Here is a 21,824-nt window from a genome sequence, read left to right as displayed (position 1 = left end):
CTTACAAACCTCCAAGTTTCTTTACTATTGAATTTGCTACTGATTTAAGTGGAACAACTTCATTTGATAATCCGCCCTGTTCCACCGCCTTCGGCATTCCATACACAACACATGTGGAAGCTTCTTGCGAAATAACGTAAGTCTTTTTGTACTGGTTCAAATATCTAATACCCTCTGAACCATCTGCGCCCATACCCGTAAGCACAACACAAATAATCTCATCAAAGCTTGATTTAGCCAATGACTGATACATTACATCTGCACATGGCTTCAAGCTATTTACAGGTGGACTGTCATCAAGCTGACAATAGGCTGCGCGACTTCCGTCTTCGCAGATTTTCATGTGCTTACCTCCAGGAGTGATATAAACAACACCTGGTTTAAAGAATTCTCCATCTTCCGCTTCTTTCACTTTGATGCCGGAGATTTGGTCAAGTCTCGCAGCTAGTGAAGCTGTAAAGCCTTCTGGCATATGCTGAACCAGAACAAGCGGCACAGATAGGTTTGCAGGAAGCATTGGCACAAAAGTATGTAGTGCCTGTGGACCTCCTGTTGAGCAAGCCAAAGCTATAATCTTTTTGGTTCTAACTCCGGTGCCCTTTGGTACTGTTGGTCTATCATTAGATACTAATGGCTTTGCTATAGGCTGAGCTTTAGGCTCTGGTGGATTGGTTTGCGCACTACCAACTCCTTTTGCCTCTGCTAGTCTACTACGAACTCCTGCAAGCCTTTCAACAGTATTCCTTCTTGATTCTCCAACTGCCTGGGTAGCTGATGCAAACCCGGTCTTTGAAGCTGATGGTCTGAAAGCTCTAGATTTAATAACATTATGTAGAGAGTCTACTAATTGTTTGCCAAAGATTTCTCTTGTTTCACCACTAGAACGAATAGGCTTAACTACAAAATCTAAAGCACCATATTCCATAGCTTTCATCGTGCTGTCAGCATCCTCTTTCAAGGATGAGCTGATAAGTACAGCATTGCATGCTACTTTTTCATTGTAGAGCTTCTCAAGGAGTGCAACACCCGGAAGCTTTGGCAATACCATATCCAACACAACCAAATCGTAAGAATTGTTCTTTATTTTGTTGTAAGCGTCCTCGCCGTCTGCACTAACGTCGATTACACGAAAATCATTATCCGCGTTTATAATATCACAGATAATCCTTCTCATGAGTGCAGAGTCATCAACAACTAAAATCTTATACATTCTTTACCCCTGATCTTTTTTTCTTAAACGTCGGTCCTCGTCAAAAATGTACTTTATTATAGTCTCCCTATCTTCCGGCTCTTTGAACAAAAATTCTATACGATGTTCGTACATACCAGAATCGCTTTTTATTTCGGTTTTGATGCGTCTTGCTATAACATTAATTGTTTGGTCTATCGTGCGAGTTTTAAGTTTAAAAGACACATACATATATCTATCAGTATTTATATCGGTCTTTGCACTGATTTTCGCTCCACCGCCGCTTAAATCAAGAATATTTCCTGATACTGGAGCTCCATATGTATTACCATATTTTTCCAAATCATCTTCTACTAAATCCATGTTTGGAAGAATTGCCACATCCTGTGGTATTGGTAAAACCTTTACAGGAATTAGACACTGAAATCTAAAGTAGTCACGCCTTTGAACCTTTGAAAGCTTAGTGCTAGGAACAAAAACATATACTGGAAAGTTTTCAAGCCTTCCACGTTTTGTAATTTCACCGGAAAGCTGAAATAATCCTTTTTTTGTATTGAAAACTGCATTAAATGGGACATTCATTGGTATTGTTACAGTGTGTCCCTTTCGAGTAGGAATGTGAAATATTATTTCTCCTTTTTTAGTTACGCCAAAAACACTAGAGATATAAATACTTCGATCCTCTTCGATATTGTTTTCAATGTCAGAATTTGTGCTGGCAATTGAAAATTCAATAGGTGTGCCAGGTCTTAGATCTATAATTTCCATAAGCTATGCCCTATCCTTCAACAATGAGTTAAATATATGAGAAACACCCCATCTAAAGTGGGTGTTATCATCCTTTTTCAATAGCTTCGCAGCCAATGATTCAAAATTCTTCGCAGCTCTTGAAGATGGATATTCAAGAGATACTACCTTTTGATTTCTTACAGCCTTCTCCAGCTGATTATCGTAAGGCACATATCCTAGATAATCCAAATCTCCCCCCAGGAACTTTTGAACCACTGAACGCAATTTGGTATAGACCGCATTTGCCTCGGCTTCACTCTCAACCTTATTGGCAACCAAATGAACATTGGTGCCTTCCTTTGAATATTTAGGGCTCTTGTATAGCGCCTTCATCAAAGAATAAGAATCTGTAAGTGAGCTTGGTTCTGGTGTAGATACTAAAACCACTTCTGGGGATGCAAGAACAAATTCTAGAACTTGATCTGAAACCCCCGCACCTGTATCTATTATAAGAATATCACATAAATCATTTAAAAGTGATAGGTTGTGGACTAAAAACGCAATTTGTTCACGATTTAGGTTGTTTAGACCCACAACTCCTGAACCTCCTGATACAAAGCCAATCCCCATTGGGCCTGTAGTTATAATGTCTCGGATGCTCATTCCCTTGAAAATTACATCTGACAGATTGTAATTAGGCAAGGTTCCAAACATAACCTCCACATTTGCAAGGCCAAAGTCTGCATCAAGAATGATTACTCTCTTGCCCATACGTGTAAAGTGAACTGCCAGATTAACTGCCATATTGGACTTGCCAACGCCACCTTTTCCAGATGTGATGGTAATAACCTTAGTTCTCTCAACACTTCGTATGTTTTGAGCTTTTATAACATTTCGTAAATTTTCAGCTTGATCCATTTAATTTCCTCCCAATAACTGTTTTACCAGCTTCTGGGTGTTAAGGATTTCAATGTCGTCTGGTACATTTTGTCCTACAGTAATATAAGATAACTGAGCCTTTGTATATTGTTTCATGTTGAAAATATTGCCAAGGCACTTTGTTTCGTCAAGCTTAGTAAAAATCAAGTTAAAATCAGCAAATTCCATGTAGGAATCGGCAATATCAATTAAATCTCTATGCTTTGTTGTAGCTGAAAGCACAAGATATACTTCTGTATCATAGAAACCATCAAGTGCATTTATAAGCTTCTTTGTATCCTGTCGCTGCTCTTCGTTTTTATGTGAAAAACCAATGGTATCAACAAGAATAACGTCCAAGTCCTCGTATTCTCTGCTCTGCTTTTTTACTGTATCAAGAAGCTCATCAGCAGAGTAAATAACATTTAAAGGAACACCGAGAATATTTGCATAAGTTTGAAGTTGATTTGCCGCAGCCATACGATATGTATCAGCTGTGATAAGTCCAACTTTTTTGCCTTCTTCAACTTTAAACTTTGAGGCTATTTTAGCGATTGTTGTAGTCTTGCCAACGCCTGTTGGTCCAATAAAGAATACAACCTTTGGTCTTCTCTCTCCTGGCTCAATCTTTGTTGGAGTGCCAAGCTTCAGAACCATTTTTTGATATACATTTGAAAGCAAATTATCTAAAGAATGGCTTGTTTGAAGTACCTTATCCATATCCTCAAGGACTTGATTGATGTATTTTTCTTGAACTTCATTTTCAAGAAGAACGTTGTAAAGCATCTTAACAAATACATGATTATCGCCGTCAATAGATGGCTTTGAATTTCCATGCTTTACCTGAATGCTATCATCAAAGTCATTAACCGCAGTTCTCTGTGGCATTTCTCTTTTTACGGTAGGCTTTGGAACCGGCTCACTGTATGTAGGTGCTGCTGGCTTTGGCTGTGGCTGCACTGGGCGAGCTCCTACTGGCTTTGAGTAAGTAGGTTCAAAAACCTGAGCTCTAGGTGCAGTATCAAAAAGTGGCTCAAAATCTTTACTTGCAGCTTCCTGTTTCTCAAGTACTTCATTTACAGCAGAAAAAGCGTCCTTAAGTTTGATTGCATCATCTGCAACAGCCTCAAACGTGCTTGTCTTAGGCTCCGCAGCAGCCTCCACCTGTGGTTCTTGCTGAGTAGGAACTGCAAAAGCTTTTGCATCATTAGAGAATCCATCGTCTTCTACAGCCGCTGTAACCTCATATGTGTTTCCCTTAAAAAGACCACCAAGTCCTTTAGGCTTTACCACTTTTACATTCATTATGACAGCCGCACTTCCAAGCTCCTTGCGGACCTTTTCCATAGCTTCTTCTTCAGTTTTTCCCGTATACTTATTAATAGTCATTTATTCTACCCTGTTACCATGCCTACAGATGAAAGTTCAACATTTGAATCAATTTCATTGTAGGAAACAACGATAAGATCCTTTACATAATCTTGTGTTAAACCTTTGAAATACATTCGAACTATTGGAGATGTAACAACAATAGGTGTTTTTCCCATATCCTCAAGTTTTTTGATTTCTTCCTCAAGGGAAGCAATAATTGCTTTAATACGTTCTGGATCAAGTGTAAGATATGCTCCTTGTTCCGTCTGTTTAATTGATGCCATAATATCCTGCTCAACCTTAGGATCAACAGTAATTACTTGAGTGACCTCATTAGGTGCAAAATATCTGCCTGATATTGCTCGCTTCAATCCCTGACGAACATACTCAGTAAGTACGTCTGTGTCATGAGTAGTTGTTGCATGATCTGCCAATACTTCGAAAATAGAAAGCAAATCTCTGATTGAAACTCCTTCTGAAAGAAGATTCTGCAATACCTTCTGAACATCACCAAGTCCAAGCAGCTTAGGAATAAGCTCTTCAACAATAACTGGATTGCTCTCTTTAAGATTATCAATAAGATTTTGGACATCCTGGCGAGTAAGCAATTCTGCTATATGACTTCTAATAACTTCGGTCAGGTGTGTAGCAATAATTGATGGTGGATCTACTACTGTGTATCCAAGTGATTCTGCCCTTTCACGCTGACTTTCTGTAATCCAAATAGCTGGAAGATGGAATGAAGGCTCAAAAGTAGGAATACCTGTGATTTCCTCTTCAACGTAACCTGGATTCATGGCCATGTAATGATCAAAAAGGATTTCTCCTTCTGTTACCTGTATACCCTTAATCTTAATAATGTATTGATTTGGATTAAGCTGAATATTATCTCGCAATCGAATAATTGGAACTACAGTACCTAATTCAAGTGCAATCTGTCGCCTAATCATAACAACTCGGTCCAACAAATCGCCGCCTTGATTAACATCCGCAAGTGGGATAATACCGTAACCAAACTCTAGCTCAATCGGATCAACCTGAAGCAATGAAACAACATTTTCCGGCTTTCGAATTTCCTCTGCCTCTGTTTCTTCTGCAGCAACCTCCTGCTCTATCTCCTCCTCGCCAAGAGTCTTTGAAATAGAATATCCTGTGATAATAAATGCTGCACCAAAGGCAAGGAACAATACCCAGTTAAGTGGTGTAGCTATTCCAAGGAATACCATAGCTCCACCGACAATATATAAAACCTTTGGTATTCCAAATAACTGCTTTACCAAAGTGCCAGAGAAATCTGCTGCCTTTGAGCCCTTTGTAACAAGAATACCTGTTGAAAGAGATATCAAAAGTGAAGGGATCTGCGATACAAGGCCATCACCGATTGTAAGAATACCAAATTGCTGAATCGCCTCAGCAAATGGAAGGCCCTGGTTCATAATTCCAAGTACTGTACCTCCGGCAAGGTTGATAACTGTAATAATAAGACCTGCTGTAGCATCTCCCTTTACGTACTTTGTAGCACCGTCCATAGCTCCGAAGAATGCTGATTCCTCTTGAATCTTGTCTCTTCGTCTTTTGGCCTCTGCATCATCAATGGCTCCGGTGTTCAAATCCGCATCGATAGCCATCTGCTTACCAGGCATAGCGTCCAAAGTGAATCGTGCTGATACTTCAGCTACACGCTCAGAACCTTTATTGATAACCATAAACTGGATGATAATCAAAATAAGGAAAATGATGGCACCAATGACAAGGTTATTACCACCAACGAAACTACCGAATGTTGATACAACGTTTCCTGGATCACCTGTTGAAAGAATCAATCTGGTTGATGAAACGTTAAGTGAAATTCTAAAAATAGTAGTAAAAAGCAAAAGTGTAGGGAAGAATGACATATCCAAAACTTCCTGCACAAACAATACATTCATCAATATAATGAGTGCTATTGAAATGTTGAAAGCAATCATTATATCAAGGATAAAATTGGGGATAGGAATTACAAAGAATGTAACTGCAGCTAGCAAATACAATGCAATACCAACGTCAGCCTTTTTAACTGAAGCAGTTAAATCCATAAGCATCCCCCTTTCTCAATAATTATTTCTAAACAGCTTTATTTCGCTGTGTATATACAATTGCAAGGATTTCAGCAACAGCCTGATATAGCTCTGGAGGAATAACCTCATCCACATCTACCGTTGCATATAGCGCTCTGGCAAGCGGCTTATTTTCCATGATTGGGACATCATTTTCTGCTGCCACCTCTTTGATTCGTTTTGCTAAATAATCTTCACCTTTAGCAACAACTTTCGGAGCTTCATCCTTTTCATTGTCATATAAAATTGCAACAGCCAAGTGTGTAGGGTTTGTAATAACTACATCAGCCTGAGGCACATTTTGCATCATACGCCTTTGCGAGCTTTCCATCATCCTACGTCTCTGCTGTCCTTTAATCTGAGGATCTCCCTCGGAATTCTTATACTCATCTTTGACTTCTTGCTTGGTCATTTTCATATCATCATTGAATTTCCAGCGTTGATATGCATAATCAGCAAAGCCAAGAACTATATACACTATACTAATCTTCATACCAGTATCCACGATAATCTGGAAAATAAGGCTAAGGGCTTGTTTTAAAGCAACATCATATAAAATAAATAAGTTATTAGCCTGATCCTTAATACTGGTATAAGCAATGTAAACTATCAAAAATATCTTTGCCAATGCCATCAAAAGGTTAACAATTGATTGCTTTGAAAAAATACGTTTAAATCCACTGACTGGATTAAATTTATTAAGCTTTGGTTCCAATGGTTTCATAGTAGGCTTCCATCCTACCTGCACAAGATTAGCAACAAATCCTGTCACAAAACCTATAGCTAAAAATGGTAAAAGAACAATAAAAGTCTTCGCTACAAGGATTCTAAATATTCCACTTATTGTGCCAATAGTCATACCATCACCATTCATAGCTACTATATCTGGTATTATAGCATATATCCAAGCAAATATATCTTCTATACGTGTTCCAGCAAATCCAAGGAACAACCTTAGTCCTAAAAAGAATCCCAGCAACGCAATACCATTAACAATTTCCTTACTTTTTGCAACCTTGCCTTCTTTTCTAGCATCAGAAAGCTTTTTACTGGTAGGTTGTTCAGTCTTCTCTCCGCCTTCACCATCTGGAGCAAAGAATTGAAGATTATATGGAATTAAAACCTGATAATTATCCCTCATCAATAAAGCCCCTGAATAAATAGAGTTTGCATCTTTTTCATTTCTTTGAAAATAAATGCAGCAACGTCTGGTAATAGGAAAATTGTTAAGAATAATACTACAAAACCAACGATAATTTTAAGCTGTGCACCAACAGAAAACATATGAATCTGTGGAGCAACCTTAACCATAATTCCAAGTATTGCATTAAGTATCATAATTACAGCAAATACTGGAAGAATAATTCTAAATGCTATTACAAATATTTCTGTAATAAACATAATGGTAGAACTAAGAAGGGAATCCCATCTAAAAATTGTTCCACCAATTGGAATCAGTGTGTACGCATCACAAAATGTCTTAAAGATATATCTATGCATTCCAGACAATACAAGAAAAATCATAATGAAATTGTTGTATAAGGTACCTGTAACAGAAACCTCTGTCTGAAGTGTTGGATCATACTCCTGAGCCATAGATAGACCTATATTCATGTCTATCATGTTACCAGCCAACAGGATAATGAAATTGCAGCAATATGTACTGAATCCAATTAATAGCCCTGTTATTGCTTCTTGAACAACTAAAAAAGCATATCCTGTAACAGTAGAATAATCCAAGGCGCTAAAATCAACTACGAAATAAAGAAGCAGTGAAACAAGTGCCGAAAAACCAATTTTTACTCTGGCCGGCGTATTACTTGTGTTGAAAAAAGGCGCCACTACTACAAACATGGATATGCGGGTAAGGAGCAATAAAAAGTATTCAAAATTTTGTAATGTAAAATCAATACTAAACATCCATCTAGCCTAAGTAAATACTAAAATTAGCCCATAATTGTGTGATATACTCCGTCAAAACTGTAAGCATCCATGGGCCGAAAAACATAAGCGCAGCAAATACTCCTACTATCTTCGGAATAAAGGTGAGAGTCTGCTCTTGAATAGATGTGACCGTTTGAAAAATACTGATTATAAGACCGATTACTAGAGACACTAGTAAAAGTGGTAATGATGTAATCAGAAGAATGTATATAGCATTCCTGATAATGTCCAAGACCTGTCCTTCAGTCATAACCTATTCTCTCCTTAATAATTCTAATAGAATGTCTTGACTAACCCGCCAATAACAAGATTCCATCCATCTACCAATATAAACAACAATATCTTGAAAGGTAGCGATATTGTGGTAGGTGGAAGCATCATCATACCCATTGACATAAGTACAGATGCAACAACCATATCTATAACAATGAATGGAACATAAATTAGAAATCCAATAATAAAAGCTGTTCTAAGCTCAGATAAAATAAAAGCTGGAACAACGACAGTAAATGGTACAGAATCGTAGTCATCTACTTCATACGAAATGCCAGCAATATCACAGAACAAATCCAAATCCTTTGTCTGTGTCTGACCATACATGAACTCCCTAACAGGTGCAATTGCATTGTCTATTGCTTCGTCCTGAGTGATTTCGCCTGCATCAAATGGATCAATCGCTTCTGTCTTAATCTGTGTAAGCACTGGCGACATAATGAACAAAGTTAAAAACAACGCCAACCCAATCAATATCTGATTTGGAGGCGCTGTATTGGTTCCAATAGCAGCGCGGACAAAATGTAAAACAATTACGCATCTGGTAAAGGATGTTAGCATTATCAGAATCGAAGGGGATAACGTAATGATTGTAAGAACTAACAGCATTCTAAGAGTAGCCGTAAAGTTTCCATCTTCGCCATCAAAGCTAAGCGTAAATCCTCCGCCTCCAACAACCTCGTCTGAAGCATTTGGTGCATTATCTGTTGCACCGTAATCCTCATTGTCTGCCCCATATTCTGCACTATATTCAGTTGCATGTACAGTTGTACTACTCATAAAAAGGGCGTAACAACCAACCATAGCTGTGATGACCAAGCTAAAGATTACGTACGCCTTCTTGAATTTACTCATAACATTCTGCCCAATCAGTTAATTTTTCTTTCTTGAAAGATTATCTAAAATCGATTTAAAATCTACCGGCATCTGTACAGATGTATCAGTAGTATCCAGTTCTTTAAGTTCAGATGAGGATAATTCCCCTAAAAGGGTAACTTCGTCTTTGCCAACTGCAACTACGAAATATCTATCCTCACCTGCCCTAATAATCTGAACATATTTATTGGTTGCAAGTCTGATGCCCTCTACAATCTCAAGATTTCTATTGAGCCCCTGGGACTTTTGATAACCTGCAATCCACTTAGTGACAAACGCAGTAAGTGCAAGCACTCCTACGAATACCACTAAAGCAAAAATCAATTGAAAGATGCTCTCTCCAACCGCTGAAAGAAATAGCATGATTAACCGATAACCTTCTTAACAGCCTCAAGAACACGCTCAGCCTGGAATGGCTTAACGATGAAATCCTTGGCACCAGACTGAATAGCCTCGATAACCATTGCCTGCTGTCCCATTGCAGAGCACATGATAACGCATGCATTAGGATCCTTTTCCTTGATAGCCTTAAGAGCCCCGATGCCATCCATTTCTGGCATTGTGATGTCAAGAAGAACGAGATCTGGAGAAAGCTCTGAATACTTTTCAACAGCAATCTTTCCGTTCTCAGCCTCTCCGACTACGTTGTAGCCATTCTTTGTGAGAATGTCCTTAATCATCATTCTCATGAAAGCAGCGTCATCACAGATTAAAATGTTTTTTGCCATGTCTTCATCTCCTTAAATATATTTATTCTTTGATAATTTCTGTTATTCGTACGCCAAAAGACTCTTCGATAACTACTACCTCGCCTTTTGCCACATACTTGCCATTAACAAGTACATCTATTGGTTCACCGGCTATTTTATTAAGCTCGATGATGGTACCTGGTGCAAAATCCAAAATATCTTGGATTGTTTTGTTTGTACGACCTAATTCTACTGTAACTTCCAAAGGAACGTCAAGAATCAAGTCGATATTCTCCTGTGCGAACTGAGCTGCAAAGCCTGGTCCAAACGGAGTAAACTGTGCCGGTTGTACATTTACCTGAGGTCCAGGAGCGTACATATATGGCATCATAGGTTGTCCCTGCATTGGCTGTCCCTGCATCATATTTGGGTCCATCTGAGGTGGTGCCTGCATTTGAGGTGCAGCCTGTGGAGCAGGTGCTGGTTCTGGAGCAGGTGCTGGTGCAGCTTCTGCAACACCGTCATCAACTGTCGAATTGGAATCAGATTCCATATTGTTCAGAACAGAACCACACATTTCCTTGGCAAGTGAGATTGGATACAACTGCATCATCTCACTGTCTACCAATGTTCCAATTTCCATCTTGAACGCAATTCTTACGAAATTGTGTTTCAAGAATTCGTCTATCTCTCCACCGTCTATCGTAGCTAAATCTGTAAGCTGCGCTGTTGGTGGTGAAATATCTACCATTTTGTTCAGCATTGATGAAAGTGAGGTTGCACTAGCTCCCATCATCTGATTCATCGCCTCTGAAATAGCTGATAAATGAAGATCAGAAATTTCACCATCTGTATTGGTTCCATCTCCGCCCATCATCAGGTCGGTAATGACTTTAACATCATTTTCTTTTAATACAAGAACGTTGCTACCATCAATACCCTTTGTATATCCAATACGAACAACTACACAAGAGTTGTCGTAACCAGATGCTAATTCCTGCCAGTTTGTTTCGCTAACAACTGGTGTTGAAATCTCAACCTTTTGATTAACAAGAGAAAATAAAGTTGTGGCCGCACTTCCCATGCTTATGTTGGCAACTTCACCGATTGTATCAATTTCCTGCTCTGAAAGCTCTCCGCCACCAGATGATGGCTCGCCAGCAGGGGCATCGGGGATTCCGCCACTAAGTAGTGCATTTATCTCATCCTGTGATAATACACCATCGCCCATTCTACTGTTCCTCCCTTATAATTTGTGTCACTCTAACCGCATAATCTTTGCCTGATGCTCCCGGAAGGGCTTGGAACTTCTTAATATCTCCCACGAAAACATCCAACTCATCGTCGACTTTTGTATCAAGTCTGACTATATCTCCAACCTGAAGCTGTGAAAAATCCGCAACGGTAATTGTGCTGTTGCCAAGAACTGCCTTTACAGGTATCTTAGCGTGATTAATTAAAGCTTCCACAGCATCTGAATAGCTTTCACCTGTTTTCTCCTTCTGACTACTATACCAGAACTTTGTGTTCAATTTGTCCATAACTGGCTCTAATGTAATAAAAGGTAAACAAATATTCATAAGACCTTCTACATCGCCAATTTTAATATTGACTGTAACAATAGCAATCATCTCTGAAGGGGATATAATCTGAGCAAACTGTGAGTTTGTTTCAATTCGCTCAAGTCTTGGATGTACATCCAAAACGTTTTCCCATGGTTCCCTAAGCAAGTCTACGCATGATGTCATTACTCTCTCAATAATGAGAAGCTCTATTTCTGAAAAGTCTCTAATCTTATCAAGAGGTTCGCCCTCTCCGCCAAGCATTCTGTCTACCATGGCAAAGCCAAGATTAGAAGCCATTTCTACGATAATATTTCCCTCAAGGGGAGAAAAATCTACAATACCTAAAAGAACTGGATTTGATAGAGAATTTGAAAACTCCATGTATGTAACAGCTTCCGAGTTCATAACCTCTACCTGTATATTCTTTCTGAGGAATATAGGCAAGTTTGTAGATAACAATCTGCCATAATGCTCAAAAATAATTTCCATTGTTCTAAGGTGTTCCTTAGAAAACTTAGAAGGTCTAGCAAAATCGTAGTTCTTTACCGGTTTTTCTTTATTATTTTTAATCTCCTCGGCGTCAAGCTCACCGCTGGTCAACGCATTAAGCAGATTATCTATTTCGTTTTGTGAAAGAACGTCTCCCAAGCTTTCTCACCACCATTCGTCCCAATAATTTCTACTTACAGATTACTGTTTCTGATAAGTAGCACTAGAGAAGTTCACTCTAACGATAAATGAAGATTTAAATAGAGTCTGAAGCTCTTCAAGAATCTCTTCTTTGATTTCATCTTCATTATCTATCATTTCCTGAACTGTATGCTTTTTGATAACTGAATTTATTTTATCACTAATGATATTATCCTGGGCTGTTAAAGTTCCATCAGCTGCATAAGTAGCGTAATCTTCGTTTGTGCTGTCAAGTGATAATGATATACCAAGCACTGCATATCCATCAACAAGGTTGATTGTAAGTGTCTCACCACCATTAACAGGATAATCTACCATATCAGCCACATCAATACTAAGAGATCCAGCTGTATCTCCTGCTTGCAAATCCAAATCGATTGCAGAGCACACCTTTGTGATCAGCTCATTGGCCTTTTGTGTCTCAGGAATAATAGTAATTGTAAGAACCGCTGTAAGAACAAGATTCACAACAACAAGTGCCAGTATAATTACTGTAATCAAATTCTTTTTCATGATTTGCCTTTCTACTCGGCTATATCTGACGAGTATGAATTATATATTTTGATTTCAACGCGTCTATTTCTAGCGCGTCCTTCTGCTGTACTGTTGTCAGCAATAGGTACATACTCTCCTCGTCCAGCTGATTTGATGTATGCTGGATTCAAATCTGTGACTTCTCTGATTCTATCTGCAACATAAAGTGCACGATACATTGAAAGCACATCATTGTTTTCATAAGTTCCAGATGACATTGGAACATTATCTGTATGACCTTCTACCTCGATGATATTGTTATCATACTGAGCGAGTATCTTTGAAAGATTATCTACAATAGTAAGGGCATCATCTGTAAGAACTGCCTTACCTGAATCAAACAGTAACGCACCATTGATGGTAATCATTACATAGTTTGCATTAAAATCTACTTCTACCTGGTCTTGAAGACCATATTCACTAAGCTGAGACTCGATTTCTTCTGCGATCGATTCGCTTTCGCCTGCACCAGCTTGTTCAAGGGCTTCCTGAGCTTCCTCTACAGAAACTCCATTAGAACTAACATCCCCTTCATTTGTAGCGGAGCCGTCCTCTGATTGTTCTCCCTCGTTTTCATTTTCACTTGCGCCTTCTTTTTCATACTGTTCATCATCACCATCATGAACACTATTGAAATAGTCGTCAAACATCTCAAGCTGACTGATACCTGATGATATCATCTGGCCCTCACCAATTGAGGTGCCGCCCTGAGAAAAAATACTAAAGCTAGACTGAATACTTGCAATAACTTCCTGAAACTTTTCTGTATCTGTACTAGACATAGAGAAAAGTAATACGAAGAAACATAGTAGCAAGTTCATCAAGTCTGAGAAGGTGGCCATCCAGGCAGGAGAACCAGCAGGAGCTTCCTCTTGCTTTTGCTTCTTTGCCATTAGCCCTCACCTCCTCCTTCGCCTTCGCCGATAGCACCACGAGATGCAGGTGGCAAGAAGGATTTAAGCTTTTCTTCTATTACACGTGGGTTTTCACCGGCTTGAATTGAAAGTAAGCCTTCCACAGTAATACTCTTTGTCATAACCTCGAGAGAATGATTAACACCAAGCTTTGTACCAACTGGGCCTGTAAGCCAGTTTGCAATCAGCGAACCGTACAAAGTTGTAAGCAACGCAACCGCCATGTTAGGACCGATTGTTGATGCATCCTCAAGGTTCTTTAACATGTTTACCAGACCAACCAGTGTACCAATCATTCCCCAGGCAGGTCCCATTTCACCCCATTTAGACCAGAAGTTAATAGTTACTTTATGTCTATCCTCCATACAGTCCAAATCAGTTTCAAGAATAGCACGAACCAATTCAGGATCAGTACCATCTACAACCAGATTAATTCCCTTTTTAAGGAATTCATCTTCTATTCCATTGGCAGCTTCTTCAAGTGCCAATATACCTTCTTTTCTGGAAATATTCGCAAGATTTATAATCTGAGATATGCTATCAGCTGGGCTACCAACCTTTGGTTCGTTGATAGCTAGTGTGATACCTTTAAGTCCTCCGATAAAGTCTGGCATTTTGTTACATGCCATACAAGAGGACAAAGAACCACCGATAGTAATAATAACTGATGGAACATCTATGAAGTTTGCCATGGCTGCGACACCACCAGAAGACACGATACCGAAGATAACCATTACGACACCGAGTACTAAACCAGCTAAAGAAGCTATATCCAAAGCAATCACCATCCTATAAAAAATTGAGTAAAAACTAGTAAAATGTATAGAAATACACGGTATACACTTTTGTGATTATTTTACTAGATTTATAAATTATTGTCTACTTTTATCAGTAAAATCGTCTCATATTATTGTGTTTTTTCCATGTCCAAACCACAAAATATAGTTTCTTCACAGAATTTTTAGATTTTCAGCAAAAAAAGCCAAGCCTTAACGACTTGGCTTTTAGAGACTATAAATTATTAACGCTTAAGATTAATAAGTTCCTCAAGCATTGTGTCTGATACTGTGATAATACGTGAGTTTGCCTGGAAACCACGCTGTGTAGTAATCATATCAGTAAACTCTGCAGACAAATCAACGTTAGACATTTCAAGCTGTCCTGTGTTCATTGCAGAACCATCAGCTGAAACTACAAGTCCAATACCATCGAACTCGCCTGAGTTAAGTGTTGTCTTATAGCAGTTATCTCCCATTTCCTCAAGACCAGATGCATTAGCAAACTGTGCTACTGGAATCTGTCCTAAAAGAACTGTATTACCATTGCTATATGAACCATAAATTTCACCATTGCTTGAAACAGAAAGACCTGTCATTGTACCAAGCTTCTTACCTGCTCCATTAGAAGCATCTGTTGTTGTGCCTCTATTACCTACCGCTGTGGATGTTCCGCCATTGTCATACATTGTAAGTAACGAAAAATCAATTGTGATGTTAGACAATGCAGCATCATCTGTATTAGGGCCCAATAATGAAGTATTCATCACAAGCTGTGTCTGTCCATCTTCTCCTGCAAATGTAAGATTACCTTTGCTTGTATCAAACTTAAGGTCATAGCTTATAGTAGTTGTTGTAATAGTAAGTGTAGAATCACTTGCATAAGCAACTCCTGTAACAGTGTCATCAGCTGACAAACCTGCTACTGCAGATGCCAAAGGAATTGATGTTGTTCCATTGCTAAATGTCTGAGAAGCTGCATCGTAAAGATATGGAACAGTTGTATCTCCATTTACATAAAGAGCTAAATCACCAGTAGTTGTATTACCGAATGTGTAATTACTACCATCTGCAGCTGAATATGTATGATCTACAGGGTTTGTAGTACCAAAAATATCTGACTTGTTTCCGCCACCAGCTACATATTTTGCAAGCAAATCGTTATTATCCTGATCGTATAAGTTAGTAAGCTCTACAGTGTATTCGCCTGTTGTTCCATTTACAAGCTTAAATGAGAACTTAGCTGTGTAAGAATAACCAAGGTTATCATAGATAGTAAATGAACGAACATAACCATTTGTAGAGCTAAACTGTGTATCATTCTTATCGATTACACCGCTGAAGTTAGCCTGTGTTGTTGCTTCTGGTGCACTTGTAAGATTCTCAGCAGCCATAACCCTAAGTGGAGAAACTGTATCCTGAATAACAACAGGAGTTCCACTAGAAGTATCTGTCTGCCATCCCATTACAAGATAACCTGTTGTTGTCATAGCAAGGTTACCATTACCATCGATATAGAATGAGCCAGCTCTTGTAAATACGTTTTCAGAACCGTTATTAACGATAAAGAAATTTGTTGAGTTTGTATCAGAAAGTCTGATATCAAGAGCATCACCAGTAGACTGAGCAGCACCTGATGAAGTAATGGAAATCTTTGTAGCTCCATTAGTAACACCAAGACCTATCTGCTTAGCATTTGTACCACCACGGTTTTCTGTGGCGCCTGATGCCTGTGAAGTTGTCTGATACATAATATCAGAAAAAGTGGTTGAAGATGATTTGAACGCAACTGTGTTTACGTTGGAGATGTTATTACCAATAACATCCATCTTTGTCTGGTGTGTCTTAAGACCTGCAACACCAGAGAAAAGTGATCTCATCATAATGAATGACCTCCTCAAAGCATAATGCTATTGAGGTGACTGTTTGTTCCTTCTGTCAGTCGGGAACAATTAGCTTCCATAAGGTCCAGCTAAACTATAACAGCACCGTCAATATTTGTAAAAATGTTTTCGTCTGATTCAGTCTGATCCATAGCTGTAACTACGGTTTGATTAGGTACATTAACGATAAATGCCAATGTATCAACTAATACTAAAGAATCAGTAATTCCCTTTTCTGAGGCTTTCTGTACGCCTTCTTCAAGTCTAAGGGATTGTTCCTCAGAAAGCTTAATATTTCTATCATCAAGTCTCTGAGTGGCATGCTTTGAAAACTTAAGCTCTGAAGCGCTTTCAAGCTTCTGCTTAAAAATATCCTCAAAGGATGCACCGTTAAGGTTGCCCAGTGGTCTGGACTCTTGAGCTGGATTAAGATATGTTCCAGCTACCTGCTCAATGGAGGTGAAATTTGGATTAATATTTAAATTGCTCATTTTATCCCTCCTAATTAAGCTTCTTCTACTGCCGCCTCTTCACTTTCTTTATCGGCAGCTTCTTTTGCAGATTTTAGTTTTTCAAACTGTGAAACTACTTCGTTGTATTTTTTGATTAAGTCTTCGTTAACAAATGAAAGGCTATATGCATCCATTGCGTTGACGTAACCAGTTGCTGTAGCAATCTTCTCTTCGTCCTTAAGAGTAACTTCCTCTACCTTTGGAAGCGCATTGATAGCATCTGTCAAAAGACTTGAAAGATACTTAGCAGTGTAGTACTCCTCATCAACAACAGAATCGATTTTAGACATGTCATACAAATTTCCATTAACAGAAACCTTCATGACATCATCGTCATCTTTTGTGACGAAATCAACCTTGCCTTCAACAGTTTTACCATCAGATGTAAGTGAAACAACCTTTCCAACCATACTGTTGGCCTGAAGGCTTTCCATACTAGATTTAACTGTCTGGAGTGTTTCAATCTGTGTAAATGATGCAAGCTGTGTAACGTACTGACTGTTGTCTGTTGGCTCCAATGGATCCTGATACTGCATTTCTGCTGTCAAAAGCTTTAAAAACATTTCCTGATTATATTCAGTACCGTTGTTTTTAGATGCTGTTTTTGAAGTAGAATTTGTAGTTTCGCTTTTAGTTGCTTCTGTTGAAGCAGTTGTCTTTTTGTACTGCCCATTAGTAAGCGCACCAACTAATAAATCTTCCGCCATTTATTTCCTCCTCCCGTTATGCTTGGAAATCTAATGTATTACCATTATCTTTCATCATCTGAGCTATAAGAATGTCTTCTTCTGACATGAGCCCTGTCAAATCATCCATGCTGTTAAGATTAATTCTGCTGCTTCGTTTTTCTGACTGATTTGCCTGTTCATCACGTCTTTGCTCATTTCTAGCATCTTCTTCAAGATTCTTTTCAAACTCATGTGTTCCAACCGAAACCTCAATGGAAGTAACCTTAGCGGAACTATTCTGAGTCATCTCTACACGAAGATTTGCCATTTGAGACTCTAGCGCCTGTTTAACTGCATCGTTCTCAGTGAAAATTCTTGCAGTTATTTCATCACCCTTTTGAGTGACCTCCATGAAAATCTTTCCTAATCCCTCTGGGTTAAGAGTCATTTCCATTGTTGTAGATTCTGCCTCATTAAGAATTCTAGCCTGTTCAACTAACTGGTTAACAATTTCCTCAGATGAAACTGTCTGACCTGTAGGAAGTGATACCAACTGTTCTTCTGGTGAGAATTGAATATCGATTCTTGGCTCTCCAAAAATCATTCCATCATTTCGAATAATTGGTTCTGAAGGCTTTGTAGTCTGTTTTAAAACTACGTTTTCTTGAGTTTTAGCATTAGGCTGTTCAAAAGATGAATCTTCTGAATCAGACTGCTTTGCATCAACATTTTCTTTTAATGTGATTTGCTGACTTGGTTCTGTATCTTCTGATACAAAATCTGTACTTTCAGAGCTATCCTCAGGCTTAACAATAGTTGTTTCAACCTGGACTGCCACTGGTTCCTCTGGCATCTCTTCAGCAACCTCAAGAACTTCTTCAGGATTAACCGGGGTAAGGCTTTCGTCCTTAGGCACATCCACATCAATCATTTCCTGTGATGCATAAGAAATAACAATATCTTTTACCTCAACAAAGGAAATACCTGTTTCTTCAAATAGCTGATTTGTGAGTTCATTAACTACATCAAGAATACCTTTAAATTCATCACTCATTACTAAAGCGATAGAATCATTCTCGCCTGTAAGTGTAGCCACAAGCTGAGCTAAATCCTGAGGATTTAATAAATCGATAACTGTAAGTCCTAAAGTTTCCATTGCTTTTTCAATGTCTTCTTCAGTAACATCCAGTTCTTCCTCAATGACCGCCTTAACTTTGTCTACCGCTTCATTTACCTTCTCAACAACTTCTTCATTTACTGTATCAGGCTTTTCTTCGGCTTTGATAACCTTTGGTTCCTTTGATACACTGAAGGATTTGTTGCTTACATCTGCTTGACTAGAATTATCCGCAGGTGCAGGTACATCACTAGGCTTGATGGCATTCTGCAATGTTTTGTCAAATCCAAATCCTGATTTTGGAAGCTCTGCTTTAGCATCCACAAGATCCACATTGACATTTCCCACTTGAACCAGCAAGTTAGAAACATTGCTACTTGTCATGTGTTGTCCTCCTTTCTTATATTCTCTTTTCAAATTGCAAATATAAGACTAAGGCTCCATCATCTTGGTTATAATAGCTGCATTTTCTTCGGACATAGCAGCTAAAATATCTGCCCTTGTACTAGCGTCCATAGCTGAGAGAATCTCGCATACAAGGTCAAAATCATCTGTCATAGTATCAAATATGGCAGCTGCATCTTTGGCTTTCATGCTTGAATATGCCTTAACATAATCTTCGATTTCTTCATCCGTTTGGATTTGAGAAACCACCTGTTTATAGATAGCTTCAGCATTCTCAGGCTCTATAGACTCATAGTAAGTCTTATATTCATTTATATCGGGTGCATTATCCGAAAAAACAACCTCTTCATAAAATTTTTCTTTAGTTTCTTCGAATGCTGCCTCGTTAGCCTTGTATTCAGCAAGTTCTGCTGAAGCCGCCTCTAATTCTGCAATATAATCACTATTTTGTGTGCCTGTTTCTTTGAGTTCTTCGATTTCCACCTCAAGCTCTTTGATTCGATCTACAGCCTCTTCAACTGTAGTATAAGCTGCATATTCATCTTCTTCTGCTGGAATGTATTCCTCGATACCAGGCAAGATTCGATTAACATATGGTACGTCCTTTAAAACAGGAAATAGCACTGTCGAACCAAATCCACCAACGTCCATCTTTACAAGGAACGCAAAAATAACAAGCCAAATTAGAATAATCAACAGCACAACAAAGCCCATGATAAGTTTTCCGCCAATACCTAAGCTTTCCTCATCATCAGCTCCCTCTTCGCCGTTATTCTTAGCATCTTTTTTAGCCTGTTTCTCAGCCTTTTTTGCTTCTTTTTCAGCTTTCTTTGCAGCCTTTGGATCTTCTTCAGTAGTGCTTCCTACTTCTTCTGTTACATCTGCCATAACTTACTCTTCCTCTTTCTCTGCATTAAAATATGAATAACTAACCAACTCATCTGTAATCTTGCTCTCTTCATAATCAAGCTCATCCAGGAACTCCTCAAACGCATGCTCTCTAAGCTTTTCATGCATCTTTCGCTCCATCATAACTTCATTAAGCTTTTTTCTAGCAACTTCCATTGCTTTTTGGGCCTTTGAAAGCTCTATCATTTGATCACGAAGGGCAACCTTCATCGAAGAAATTGCATTTTTGCAGGTTTTGATTTTACTAATATCAATATCACCAATAGAAAGCTCTTTTAGCTGTCTTTCATAGCCTGCCTGCTTAATCATCAACTCTCGCAGCTTTTGCTGCTCTTCGTTGAACCTGGCAGTAGCCATTCCAAAATTAGCTTTCTCTTGTTCTTCGATTTTCTGTTTTAGCTCTAGAATGTTTTGCATTCTGTAAACAAACTTCGCCATAATTCACTCCTTATTAATCCTGGAATATAGCTGTCATTTGCTCAATAATATCATCATACTCAAATCTATCGTGTGTCTGCTGTAACAAGAATTCGTTAACAGCATCAATCTTTTTAATAGCATAATCAATAGATTTGTTTGAACCATTTTTGTAAGCGCCAATATTTATCAAATCTTCTGCTTCCTGATAGGTAGCAAGAACATTTTTAAGCTTACCTGCCACAGCCTTATGCTCTGGTGTAGCTACAGCAGACATAACTCTGGAAATAGACTGCAGCACATCAATAGCTGGGTAATGATTCTTTTGAGCCAACTTTCTGTTAAGCATAATATGTCCATCCAAAATTGAACGGGCTGTATCAGTGATAGGTTCGTTGAAATCATCACCATCAACAAGTACGGTATAAAGACCTGTAATTGAACCAACAGCAGAATTGCCTGCTCTCTCCAAAAGACGAGGCATTTCCGAATATACTGAAGGTGGATATCCTCGTGTAACAGGAGGCTCACCTGATGCAAGGCCGATTTCTCTTTGCGCCATAGAAAAACGAGTCAGTGAATCCATCATAAGAAGGACGTCTTTTCCCTGGTCTCTAAAGTATTCAGCAATTGCTGTAGCTGTCAATGCAGCCTTCTTTCTGATTAGGGCTGGCTTATCAGAGGTAGCACAAACTACTACGGAACGAGCCATGCCTTCTGGGCCCAAATCATTTTCTACGAATTCTCTAACCTCTCGTCCACGCTCTCCAATAAGAGCGATAACATTTATTTCAGCCTTTGTATTTCTAGCGAACATACCCATAAGTGTAGATTTACCAACACCTGAGCCAGCAAAAATGCCAATTCTCTGTCCCTTACCTACAGTAATCAGGCCATCAACAGCCTTGACCCCTAAAGACAAAGGCTCCTTTATAATTACACGAGACATTGGATCTGGTGGATCAGCTTCTGCAGGATAATTAACCATGTTGTCAAACTGAGTTAAATCATCCACATCCGATGGCACTCCAAGTCCATCAACCAAATGGCCTAATAACTCATTTCCAACAGCAACCTCCAGAGGATGCCCGGTATTTTCAACCATACATCCTACACCGATTCCCTCTACATTCTCATAAGGCATCAAAAGCAGACGTTTATCTTTAAAACCGACAACCTCTGCTTTTATTCTTTCCTCAGAGCCTTCTACAATGATTTCACATAAATCACGTAGCTTGGCCTCAGGTCCAACTGATTCAATTGTAAGTCCAACTACTTTAACCACCTTGCCGAGAGATTTAAAATAATCCTTTTCAACAAGCTGCATTAGTGAATTTTGGTCCAAATCA

At 38.8% G+C, this 21,824-nt stretch carries 23 protein-coding genes; all 23 read right to left on the bottom strand.

What is annotated here, in order from left to right; translation table 11 throughout:
- Window position 1: 1 nt before the first annotated feature.
- The 23 genes from cheB to fliI all read right to left on the bottom strand — a co-directional run bounded on the left by cheB (window position 2) and on the right by fliI (window position 21,820).
- The gene (cheB, locus tag T375_RS01730; RefSeq protein WP_044934160.1) at window positions 2–1,210 is read right to left on the bottom strand and encodes a chemotaxis-specific protein-glutamate methyltransferase CheB; all 1,209 of its coding nucleotides are present in this window, start codon (window positions 1,208–1,210) and stop codon (window positions 2–4) included.
- Window positions 1,211–1,213: 3 nt separating this feature from the next.
- Entirely contained in the window at window positions 1,214–1,957 is a 744-nt protein-coding gene (locus tag T375_RS01725; RefSeq protein ID WP_044934157.1) for a flagellar brake protein, read from the bottom strand.
- Window positions 1,958–1,960: 3 nt separating this feature from the next.
- Entirely contained in the window at window positions 1,961–2,836 is an 876-nt protein-coding gene (locus tag T375_RS01720; RefSeq protein ID WP_044934154.1) for a MinD/ParA family protein, read from the bottom strand.
- On the bottom strand, window positions 2,837–4,225 hold the full coding sequence (gene flhF / locus T375_RS01715) for a flagellar biosynthesis protein FlhF (protein ID WP_044934151.1): 1,389 nt from the start codon (window positions 4,223–4,225) through the stop codon (window positions 2,837–2,839).
- A gap of 5 nt (window positions 4,226–4,230) precedes the next feature.
- Window positions 4,231–6,282, bottom strand: a complete 2,052-nt coding sequence (flhA, locus tag T375_RS01710) for a flagellar biosynthesis protein FlhA (RefSeq protein ID WP_044934148.1) — start codon at window positions 6,280–6,282, stop codon at window positions 4,231–4,233.
- A 28-nt stretch (window positions 6,283–6,310) separates the two neighbouring features.
- Window positions 6,311–7,444, bottom strand: a complete 1,134-nt coding sequence (gene flhB / locus T375_RS01705; protein ID WP_044934146.1) for a flagellar biosynthesis protein FlhB — start codon at window positions 7,442–7,444, stop codon at window positions 6,311–6,313.
- Window positions 7,444–8,223: a flagellar biosynthetic protein FliR gene (locus T375_RS01700; RefSeq protein ID WP_044934144.1), complete on the bottom strand. Its 780-nt coding sequence runs from the start codon at window positions 8,221–8,223 to the stop codon at window positions 7,444–7,446. The genes flhB and T375_RS01700 overlap by 1 nt, the downstream gene beginning before the upstream one ends.
- Window positions 8,224–8,227: 4 nt before the next feature.
- A complete protein-coding gene (gene fliQ / locus T375_RS01695; RefSeq protein ID WP_044934142.1) occupies window positions 8,228–8,497 on the bottom strand; it encodes a flagellar biosynthesis protein FliQ in 270 nt (89 codons plus the stop codon).
- A gap of 23 nt (window positions 8,498–8,520) precedes the next feature.
- Window positions 8,521–9,375 carry a flagellar type III secretion system pore protein FliP gene (gene fliP, locus T375_RS01690; protein ID WP_044934139.1) on the bottom strand — a complete coding sequence of 285 codons (855 nt, stop codon included), beginning with the start codon at window positions 9,373–9,375 and terminating at the stop codon, window positions 8,521–8,523.
- A gap of 18 nt (window positions 9,376–9,393) precedes the next feature.
- Window positions 9,394–9,759: a flagellar biosynthetic protein FliO gene (locus tag T375_RS01685; RefSeq protein WP_044934134.1), complete on the bottom strand. Its 366-nt coding sequence runs from the start codon at window positions 9,757–9,759 to the stop codon at window positions 9,394–9,396.
- Window positions 9,760–9,761: 2 nt separating this feature from the next.
- The gene (locus T375_RS01680) at window positions 9,762–10,124 is read right to left on the bottom strand and encodes a response regulator (RefSeq protein WP_044934133.1); all 363 of its coding nucleotides are present in this window, start codon (window positions 10,122–10,124) and stop codon (window positions 9,762–9,764) included.
- 22 nt (window positions 10,125–10,146) lie between these two features.
- Window positions 10,147–11,316 (bottom strand): flagellar motor switch phosphatase FliY, encoded by a 1,170-nt coding sequence (gene fliY, locus T375_RS01675; RefSeq protein WP_044934131.1) that lies wholly within the window; start codon window positions 11,314–11,316, stop codon window positions 10,147–10,149.
- Window position 11,317: 1 nt separating this feature from the next.
- Window positions 11,318–12,298 (bottom strand): flagellar motor switch protein FliM, encoded by a 981-nt coding sequence (gene fliM, locus T375_RS01670; protein WP_033153980.1) that lies wholly within the window; start codon window positions 12,296–12,298, stop codon window positions 11,318–11,320.
- A 42-nt stretch (window positions 12,299–12,340) separates the two neighbouring features.
- Complete coding sequence (locus T375_RS01665) at window positions 12,341–12,853, bottom strand: SPFH domain-containing protein (protein WP_044934128.1); 513 nt, start codon at window positions 12,851–12,853, stop codon at window positions 12,341–12,343.
- A gap of 11 nt (window positions 12,854–12,864) precedes the next feature.
- The gene (locus tag T375_RS01660; RefSeq protein WP_044934126.1) at window positions 12,865–13,767 is read right to left on the bottom strand and encodes an OmpA/MotB family protein; all 903 of its coding nucleotides are present in this window, start codon (window positions 13,765–13,767) and stop codon (window positions 12,865–12,867) included.
- Window positions 13,767–14,573, bottom strand: a complete 807-nt coding sequence (locus tag T375_RS01655; protein WP_442960134.1) for a motility protein A — start codon at window positions 14,571–14,573, stop codon at window positions 13,767–13,769. Before T375_RS01655 ends, T375_RS01660 begins: the two co-directional genes overlap by 1 nt.
- Window positions 14,574–14,809: 236 nt before the next feature.
- Window positions 14,810–16,447 carry a flagellar hook protein FlgE gene (locus T375_RS01650; protein ID WP_044934122.1) on the bottom strand — a complete coding sequence of 546 codons (1,638 nt, stop codon included), beginning with the start codon at window positions 16,445–16,447 and terminating at the stop codon, window positions 14,810–14,812.
- A gap of 89 nt (window positions 16,448–16,536) precedes the next feature.
- Window positions 16,537–16,938, bottom strand: coding sequence for a TIGR02530 family flagellar biosynthesis protein (locus T375_RS01645; protein ID WP_044934120.1), 402 nt, complete (start codon window positions 16,936–16,938; stop codon window positions 16,537–16,539).
- A 14-nt stretch (window positions 16,939–16,952) separates the two neighbouring features.
- Window positions 16,953–17,666 (bottom strand): flagellar hook assembly protein FlgD, encoded by a 714-nt coding sequence (locus T375_RS01640; RefSeq protein WP_049960238.1) that lies wholly within the window; start codon window positions 17,664–17,666, stop codon window positions 16,953–16,955.
- A gap of 16 nt (window positions 17,667–17,682) precedes the next feature.
- Window positions 17,683–19,128, bottom strand: a complete 1,446-nt coding sequence (locus tag T375_RS13050) for a flagellar hook-length control protein FliK (RefSeq protein WP_049960237.1) — start codon at window positions 19,126–19,128, stop codon at window positions 17,683–17,685.
- 48 nt (window positions 19,129–19,176) lie between these two features.
- Window positions 19,177–20,037, bottom strand: a complete 861-nt coding sequence (locus tag T375_RS01630) for a MotE family protein (protein ID WP_044934118.1) — start codon at window positions 20,035–20,037, stop codon at window positions 19,177–19,179.
- Between the two features lie 3 nt (window positions 20,038–20,040).
- Window positions 20,041–20,496, bottom strand: coding sequence for a flagellar export protein FliJ (gene fliJ, locus T375_RS01625; protein WP_044934116.1), 456 nt, complete (start codon window positions 20,494–20,496; stop codon window positions 20,041–20,043).
- Between the two features lie 13 nt (window positions 20,497–20,509).
- Window positions 20,510–21,820 (bottom strand): flagellar protein export ATPase FliI, encoded by a 1,311-nt coding sequence (gene fliI, locus T375_RS01620; RefSeq protein ID WP_305809632.1) that lies wholly within the window; start codon window positions 21,818–21,820, stop codon window positions 20,510–20,512.
- Window positions 21,821–21,824 lie beyond the last annotated feature (4 nt).

It is taken from the genome of Pseudobutyrivibrio sp. LB2011 (genome assembly GCF_000701765.1).
Taxonomy (GTDB): domain Bacteria; phylum Bacillota; class Clostridia; order Lachnospirales; family Lachnospiraceae; genus Pseudobutyrivibrio; species Pseudobutyrivibrio ruminis.
The sequence above is the reverse complement of the archived record's forward strand: the minus strand, read 5'-3'. Positions and strand labels throughout refer to the sequence as shown.

What these genes read in the sequence shown, in the direction of transcription:
- flhA (WP_044934148.1), bottom strand. Translation starts at nt 6,282, where the DNA reads ATGGATTTAACTGCTTCAGTTAAAAAGGCTGACGTTGGTATTGCATTG.
- flhF (WP_044934151.1), bottom strand. Translation starts at nt 4,225, where the DNA reads ATGACTATTAATAAGTATACGGGAAAAACTGAAGAAGAAGCTATGGAA.
- T375_RS01725 (WP_044934157.1), bottom strand. Translation starts at nt 1,957, where the DNA reads ATGGAAATTATAGATCTAAGACCTGGCACACCTATTGAATTTTCAATT.
- T375_RS01660 (WP_044934126.1), bottom strand. Translation starts at nt 13,767, where the DNA reads ATGGCAAAGAAGCAAAAGCAAGAGGAAGCTCCTGCTGGTTCTCCTGCC.
- T375_RS01680 (WP_044934133.1), bottom strand. Translation starts at nt 10,124, where the DNA reads ATGGCAAAAAACATTTTAATCTGTGATGACGCTGCTTTCATGAGAATG.
- T375_RS01720 (WP_044934154.1), bottom strand. Translation starts at nt 2,836, where the DNA reads ATGGATCAAGCTGAAAATTTACGAAATGTTATAAAAGCTCAAAACATA.
- T375_RS01700 (WP_044934144.1), bottom strand. Translation starts at nt 8,223, where the DNA reads ATGTTTAGTATTGATTTTACATTACAAAATTTTGAATACTTTTTATTG.
- T375_RS01665 (WP_044934128.1), bottom strand. Translation starts at nt 12,853, where the DNA reads ATGAAAAAGAATTTGATTACAGTAATTATACTGGCACTTGTTGTTGTG.
- T375_RS01640 (WP_049960238.1), bottom strand. Translation starts at nt 17,666, where the DNA reads ATGGCGGAAGATTTATTAGTTGGTGCGCTTACTAATGGGCAGTACAAA.
- T375_RS01630 (WP_044934118.1), bottom strand. Translation starts at nt 20,037, where the DNA reads ATGGCAGATGTAACAGAAGAAGTAGGAAGCACTACTGAAGAAGATCCA.
- T375_RS01645 (WP_044934120.1), bottom strand. Translation starts at nt 16,938, where the DNA reads ATGAGCAATTTAAATATTAATCCAAATTTCACCTCCATTGAGCAGGTA.
- T375_RS01650 (WP_044934122.1), bottom strand. Translation starts at nt 16,447, where the DNA reads ATGATGAGATCACTTTTCTCTGGTGTTGCAGGTCTTAAGACACACCAG.
- T375_RS01685 (WP_044934134.1), bottom strand. Translation starts at nt 9,759, where the DNA reads ATGCTATTTCTTTCAGCGGTTGGAGAGAGCATCTTTCAATTGATTTTT.
- fliJ (WP_044934116.1), bottom strand. Translation starts at nt 20,496, where the DNA reads ATGGCGAAGTTTGTTTACAGAATGCAAAACATTCTAGAGCTAAAACAG.
- fliQ (WP_044934142.1), bottom strand. Translation starts at nt 8,497, where the DNA reads ATGACTGAAGGACAGGTCTTGGACATTATCAGGAATGCTATATACATT.
- fliY (WP_044934131.1), bottom strand. Translation starts at nt 11,316, where the DNA reads ATGGGCGATGGTGTATTATCACAGGATGAGATAAATGCACTACTTAGT.
- cheB (WP_044934160.1), bottom strand. Translation starts at nt 1,210, where the DNA reads ATGTATAAGATTTTAGTTGTTGATGACTCTGCACTCATGAGAAGGATT.
- flhB (WP_044934146.1), bottom strand. Translation starts at nt 7,444, where the DNA reads ATGAGGGATAATTATCAGGTTTTAATTCCATATAATCTTCAATTCTTT.
- T375_RS13050 (WP_049960237.1), bottom strand. Translation starts at nt 19,128, where the DNA reads ATGACAAGTAGCAATGTTTCTAACTTGCTGGTTCAAGTGGGAAATGTC.
- fliP (WP_044934139.1), bottom strand. Translation starts at nt 9,375, where the DNA reads ATGAGTAAATTCAAGAAGGCGTACGTAATCTTTAGCTTGGTCATCACA.